Raw genomic sequence first — 6127 nt, 5'->3', positions numbered from 1 at the left:
CAAGTGAATCTACGGCGTATATTGGCCGGGCAGTAGTGGCCCTGGCCGCCGATGCTGATATGATGGGTATGACGGGAATTCCACAGCAGGTAGGAGATCTGGCGGAGAAATACGGATTCACGGATATTGACGGACGCAGAGTTCCGGTCTTTCACGTCCCGGAATAAAGAAAAACGCTCGTTTGGAATGAACGGCAATCCAGCCGCATTCCGAACGAGCGTTTTTAACACTAAAAGATTCTACAGCAGAATAACTTCTTCTGCTGTGTTAATTTCCTGCAATCCGGCCAGCTTAACCAGGACTTGCTGCGGTACTGCTTTGTCGACGGTTAGAAGCATGATTGCCGCACCGCCGACGATTTTGCGTCCCACCTGCATGGATGCGATGTTGACGTCATTTTCGCCCAGCAATGTGCCGACGTGACCGATAATTCCCGGTTTATCGTTGTGGGAGATCAGAATTTGATGGCCCTCCGGAGCAATGTCAACCGGGAATTTATTGACCTGGACGATACGCTCGCCGTATCCCTGCAGCAGGGTACCGGCTACCAGGCGTTCCTCGTCCGGATCGGCTTTCAGAGTAACGGTAATTAGGTTAGTGAAGCCTTTAGTCTTAGGGGATTTCGTAACAATTACATTAACATCCCGGGTTTTAGCCAAATGCATGGAGTTGACGATGTTGACATCGCCGCCGAAGTGGCGGGAGAGCACACCCTTAACAATATAACGGGTCAGCGGCTGTGTATCCACGTCCGAGAGATCTCCGGCATATTCGACTGTGATTTCACTGATCGCACCGTGTGTGAGCTGTGTAGCAAAGCTGCCAAGCTTCTCGCCGAGGGTGAAGTATGGCTGGAGCTTATTCATCACGCTTGGTGCAACCGGCGGAATGTTAACAGCATTGATGAACGGCTCGTTGCGCAGAATGTGCAGCACCTGCTCCGATACGTCGATAGCTACGTTCTCCTGGGCTTCTACGGTCGAGGCACCGAGATGCGGGGTCACGATGATCTTAGGATGGGACAGGAACGGGTGATCGGCCTGCGGCGGTTCCTTCTCGAATACGTCGAAGGCGGCCCCGGCAACGATACCGCTGTCGATTGCTTCAACGAGTGCCATTTCATCAATGACTCCGCCGCGGGCACAGTTAATGATACGCATTCCCTTTTTCATAACTTCAAACTGCGGGCGGGAAATCATGTGGCGGGTTTCGGCGGTGAGCGGAGTGTGTACGGTAATGAAATCCGCACCACGGACGATATCGTCAACGGAAGCAAGTTTAACTTCCAGCTTCTCCGCACGGTCAGAGGTCAGGAACGGATCGTAAGCGAGAATATTCATGCCGAACGCTTTTGCGCGTTTAGCTACTTCGCTGCCGATGCGGCCCATACCGAGTACACCTAATGTTTTGCCGCGCAGCTCTACGCCAAGGAAGGTCTTCTTATCCCACACCCCGGAAATCGTCTTGGCATAAGCCTGCGGGATGTGGCGCGCGAGTGCCATCATCATGGCAAATGCATGCTCACAGGTAGTAATTGTATTTCCGTCCGGGGCGTTAATGACCACGACACCGCGCTGCGTAGCCGCCTCCAGCTTGATATTGTCGACTCCGACTCCGGCACGGCCGATAACCTTCAGGTTGGTGCCGGCAGCGATTATTTTCTCTGTAACCGTCGTCTGGCTGCGGACAAGCAGACCGTCATATTCGCCAATGATGGCAATCAGCTCATCTTCGCTCAGTCCTGTTTTCTTGTCCACAACTACATCGTTTGCGTCCATCAATTGCTGAATGCCCAAATCACTGATCGGATCCGATACTAATACTTTAAACATGGTTTCTTATCCCCCTTAAAAGTTAGAAAGCTTAATATGCCTAAGGATGCCCTCAAGAGGCAGTCCACAGTACCAGATTCCTCAATAACAGTTGTATAGCATTGTCAAAATAACAGAGTAACGCGCTGTCGCATAAAAGAGAAAGCGTGCACGAACACCAGAAACACGGACAGTGGGCCTTTTAGACCAAAAACCATGAATTTGGGTAACAAAAAAACCCCCAACCCCATACTACTGCCGTAGTAAGGGACGAGAGTTATCGTGGTACCACCCTAATTCACTGCAACTGTTAAGAAGCAGCCTCATTGGCCTGCAAAGGCCACACTGATAACGGAGATGATCCGATTGCACCTACTATTCGTTCGATACAATATCTCAGGAGCGCTAAAAAATTCTGTCCGCCACCGGTTTGCACCACCCACCGGCTCTCTGAAGACTACCAGAATCTTTGTTCCTTCATCGGTTTTGCGTGATTAATTTTTCATAATGTAACATGGTGATGCCAGATGTGTCAATAGGCTTATTCGCCGGGCCGCCTTGAAGTGGATTTCATTTTTCGTTATGATGCAATAGCTGCTTCTACTCGTAAAAGAAGGGCAGCTGCGGCATGATTTCCTTGCCATAGTACTGTTCCCGCCATTTCATGAAGTCCTGCTCCTGTATAGCGCCCGTTGAAATTAACAGGGTGACCGAAGACTGGACGTCCTTCAGTTTCAGGGAGCTGGCTGTGCCGGAATAGATCATATCATCGATCTTCGCTGTAATATCCTGAGGATCGTATCCGCCGTATATCTTCCGGTTCAGCATAATATTCGCGATAGTCGAATTCTTAAGCAGGAGAGGCATCTTTTTCCATGCTACGAAGGACAGCGTTTTGAGCTCCCCGGCCTCAGCAGGGATACTGCTGTTCGTTTTGGAACCCCATTTGAGCATGGAATCGTAGAAGTCTTTTTGACCGAGCAGCCCGAATTTAATAGCACTTGCTGTAAAAGTGTCGTTCTTAAGTACTTTGGCAGTTTCGGCGCCGGATGTCCCTGCGGTAACCTTGCTCGAAGCCTGGGAGAAGAGCGTCAGGCTTTTAAGTATGTTAAGCTGGGATTGGAACAAAAGGGGAGAACTGGTAAACAGCGAGTCCTTGCTCACCTTGTCATATTGCTTGTCCGCCAGGATGCTGAGATTTTTCAGCGTTGCCGCGTTCTCACGTGCATCCGTGCTGCGTGCGAGATTTTCTACTTCATTGTTCCAATTCCGCTTGAATTCCCGGTAAGGCAAAAATACGTTATGATAGAAAGTAACAAGGTCCTGCTGCTGGTAAGAGCCGGAGAATTCCTCCACCGCCCCTTCAGCATCGTTCAGATAAGAATATTTTGCCTCTGTCTTATCAGCCCCAACCTTCACTCCCGTGAAAAATGCGGCAAATGCGCAAATCAGGAAAAATAGAAAACTTAGGGTATATAACATTTGAGTGCGGGAGGTACGGCTATTCATAATTAGTGCTCCTTCTTCTAGGGAAATTATCTTATTTATGTAAAAACAATTTAGAACAGGCAGGTTACCATGAAAAAATTTAAATTTGGCGAATTCAAAATCAAAAAGGCCGACCCTCAGCATCTCACTGACAAGCTGCTTCTGCTGAATCTCTATATTACACAGGGGCTTACCTTATTTATCGGTTTGATATGGATATTATTGCAGAAAAGAAATCCGTTTGACATATTAAATTTTCCCGGCAACGCCAAATTTGTGCTCTGGGGCCTTGGTTTAGCGGGAATTATGCTGATTGTGGATTTTTTGTTAACCCATATCGTACCGGAAGAAAGCATGGATGACGGAGGCATAAATGACCTTTTATTCGGCCGCAGGCCGCTCTGGCACATCATCATCATCGCGGCCATGGTGGCCGTATGCGAAGAGCTGTTGTTCAGGGGAGCTATCCAGCACGCATTCGGACCCTACTGGACAAGCATTTTGTTTGCAGTGATTCATGTGCGTTATTTGCGCCACTTTATTCCGACCGGCTGGGTGTTCCTCAGCAGCTATGGTCTGGGATATATTTACATCCACACAGGAACCCTGTGGGCGCCGATATTATGTCATTTCCTGATCGATCTGTTCTCAGGGCTAGTGATCCGCTACAGGAGGGAATCATGAGCGAGGAATTAAGCCGGGTGAAATCCCGCCGTAAACAAAATAAAGGCAAAGGCCAGCCTCAACTCAAGAGGGAAAAAGCAATGAGTACAACCCTATCAACCACTGCGCAGAATGAACCGGTTGTACCGGTGCCTGGAACGCTGTCCAGAAAAGCGAAATATGCGGCAGCTTCACCGAAGCCTGCAGGAAACCGCCAGACAACTCAGGAGGCGGAAGATACGCCTTCCCGCTCCCAGAGCTATCCTTCTGAACGCATCCGCCTGAGTAAAATATTCGTCAACTCGCTGTATTTTATATTTGTCCTGCTGCTTGCATCGCTTGTATGGTGGGGAATTGAAGGCGCACCTGAGCTGAGGACGTTATGGTAACCGCCTGGATGACAGCAGTAGCGGCAGCTGCTGTTCTTGCGCTCTGCATCTTTGGATCAATAATGTTTGCTGCCGCTTACAAGCATAGAATTATTGCCGAGGAAATAGTCCTGGATGCTTTGCCTCCAGGATTTGACGGCTTCCGTATTTTGTTTATTACTGATATCCACCGCAGACGGCTTCCCAAAGCCTTACAGGCCTCCCTGGGCGGGGAGATCGATGCCGTATTCCTGGGCGGCGATATCACTGAGAAAGGGAATCCGCTAAGCCGTCTTTCTGATAATATGAAATTACTGTGTTCGATTGCTCCTGTATATGCCGTTCATGGAAATCATGACTACAGGGCAAAGGTTGCTCTGGTAGATAATATTATCCGCAGCAGCGGAGCCAGACTGCTTATGGATGAGAACGTCTTTCTCGAACGGAAAGGGCAGAAGCTGCTGCTGACAGGTGTGGATTTCCCAAGGCAGGGGGGCAAAAGAAAGTATGCCCCATTACCGCTTGCTCCTTTATCTGCTGTACCTTACTGCAGGATCATCCTCGTTCACGACCCGCTGTGGCTCTCGAAGCAGTCCTCCGTTCCTGCGGAGCTTGTCCTTGCAGGGCACACGCATGGCGGCCAGGTTGTTCTGCCGTTTGGCCTGCAAATGCATGCCGATCCGTTCTATCGTACATATAATGCCGGTAAATACAGCATTCCACGGGAAGACGGAACCGGAGCCGATGCCAAGCTGCTGATCAGCCGCGGCTTCGGCACGGCACACCTCCCGATCCGCTGGCGCAGTCCTGCAGAAATTCATGTGCTGACGCTGCGTCTAGGACAGGACAGGGCTAGAACTTGAAGACTTGACGCATACATGTTATGAATGAATTGGGTGTTCCCCTTTCAACGAGTTCTGTTCATACCCTAATGTAAACGTAAAAAAGGGATCCCGGGCAATAGTGCCAGGGATCCCTTTTTTTGGGGGTACAAGTACTTTATACTTAGCGCATCTTCAGCTCAATGCTTCGCGGGTCGACAAAGGTGTATCCTTTGCCTTCCAGTGTGGTAAGCAGCTTATCCAGTGCCTCCACAGTCCATGGAAGCTCATGCATCAGTATATTGCTGCCGGAATGGAGCTGGTCTGTCACATTTTTGATCAGTGTATCGGTTTTTCCCTGTTCCTTCTCTTTCATTTCCCAATCCAGCGATCCGACAGACCAGGTCATATAAAGCAGACCGTTCTCCGCAGCTATCTTTTTGCCGACATCCCCGCCTGCACCGTGCGGCGGACGGAAGAATACCGGGGATTCACTGGTAACCTGCTTCACGATAGTCTGCACATTCTCAATCTGTTTCTTTACTTCGCTGTACGATTTATCTTTCAGGACAATATGATCCCAGCTGTGATTGCCTAGAATGCCGCCGCGGTCGTGGATCAGCTTTAGCAGTTCTGGATGTTCCTTCACCCGGTAGCCGTTCACGAAAAAGATTGCCTTCGCCTGATGTTTATCCAGCGTGTCGATCAGTGAATTAATCATATCCGCTTCCTTAGGACCGTCATCAAAGGTAAGCAGAACCACTTTTTTATTCGTACCTTCTTCATTTGGGACAATGTCGTAATTTTTGTTCATGTGATACAGCAGCGGGACTTCTGCTGCAGCCGGTTCTTCACTGGGCTGGGCCGGTGCTGTTCCGGAAGTAGCCGTTGCGGCTGCTGCTTCATTTCCTCCGGTGCCTTCAGAGGTCGGAGAAGGAGAAGGTGAAGGACTTGGTGCTGCAGGGGTCTTACCCTG

The 6127-nt window shown here is 49.7% G+C and carries 6 protein-coding genes and 1 other annotated feature; of the genes, 3 read left to right on the top strand and 3 right to left on the bottom strand.

Annotation, left to right across the window (positions count from 1 at the left end):
• Nucleotides 1-239: 239 nt before the first annotated feature.
• On the bottom strand, nt 240-1832 hold the full coding sequence (serA, locus tag AQR02_RS16335; protein ID WP_054941386.1) for a phosphoglycerate dehydrogenase: 1593 nt from the start codon (nt 1830-1832) through the stop codon (nt 240-242).
• A gap of 242 nt (nt 1833-2074) precedes the next feature.
• Nucleotides 2075-2301 (bottom strand) — a binding site (T-box leader).
• 110 nt (nt 2302-2411) lie between these two features.
• Nucleotides 2412-3320 carry a hypothetical protein gene (locus AQR02_RS16330; protein WP_054941385.1) on the bottom strand — a complete coding sequence of 303 codons (909 nt, stop codon included), beginning with the start codon at nt 3318-3320 and terminating at the stop codon, nt 2412-2414.
• Nucleotides 3321-3389: 69 nt separating this feature from the next.
• On the opposite strand from AQR02_RS16330, the gene AQR02_RS16325 reads away from it, so the two are divergent.
• The 3 genes from AQR02_RS16325 to AQR02_RS16315 are packed head-to-tail and all read left to right on the top strand — an operon-like array spanning nt 3390 to nt 5193.
• Complete coding sequence (locus AQR02_RS16325; protein ID WP_054941384.1) at nt 3390-3983, top strand: CPBP family glutamic-type intramembrane protease; 594 nt, start codon at nt 3390-3392, stop codon at nt 3981-3983.
• The gene (locus AQR02_RS16320) at nt 3980-4351 is read left to right on the top strand and encodes a hypothetical protein (protein ID WP_054941383.1); all 372 of its coding nucleotides are present in this window, start codon (nt 3980-3982) and stop codon (nt 4349-4351) included. The genes AQR02_RS16325 and AQR02_RS16320 overlap by 4 nt, the downstream gene beginning before the upstream one ends.
• Before the next feature lie 8 nt (nt 4352-4359).
• The gene (locus tag AQR02_RS16315) at nt 4360-5193 is read left to right on the top strand and encodes a metallophosphoesterase (RefSeq protein WP_159067775.1); all 834 of its coding nucleotides are present in this window, start codon (nt 4360-4362) and stop codon (nt 5191-5193) included.
• Between the two features lie 142 nt (nt 5194-5335).
• Here the strand turns inward: AQR02_RS16315 and AQR02_RS16310 are convergent.
• Nucleotides 5336-6127 (bottom strand): polysaccharide deacetylase family protein (locus AQR02_RS16310; protein WP_108722063.1); only part of this gene is annotated, 792 nt, incomplete at its 5' end.

Origin of the sequence: Paenibacillus ihuae (genome assembly GCF_001368795.1) — a bacterium.
GTDB lineage: Bacteria > Bacillota > Bacilli > Paenibacillales > Paenibacillaceae > Paenibacillus_AQ > Paenibacillus_AQ ihuae.
The sequence above is the reverse complement of the archived record's forward strand: the minus strand, read 5'-3'. Positions and strand labels throughout refer to the sequence as shown.

What these genes read in the sequence shown, in the direction of transcription:
- serA (WP_054941386.1), bottom strand. Translation starts at nt 1,832, where the DNA reads ATGTTTAAAGTATTAGTATCGGATCCGATCAGTGATTTGGGCATTCAG.
- AQR02_RS16330 (WP_054941385.1), bottom strand. Translation starts at nt 3,320, where the DNA reads ATGAATAGCCGTACCTCCCGCACTCAAATGTTATATACCCTAAGTTTT.
- AQR02_RS16325 (WP_054941384.1), top strand. Translation starts at nt 3,390, where the DNA reads ATGAAAAAATTTAAATTTGGCGAATTCAAAATCAAAAAGGCCGACCCT.
- AQR02_RS16320 (WP_054941383.1), top strand. Translation starts at nt 3,980, where the DNA reads ATGAGCGAGGAATTAAGCCGGGTGAAATCCCGCCGTAAACAAAATAAA.
- AQR02_RS16315 (WP_159067775.1), top strand. Translation starts at nt 4,360, where the DNA reads ATGACAGCAGTAGCGGCAGCTGCTGTTCTTGCGCTCTGCATCTTTGGA.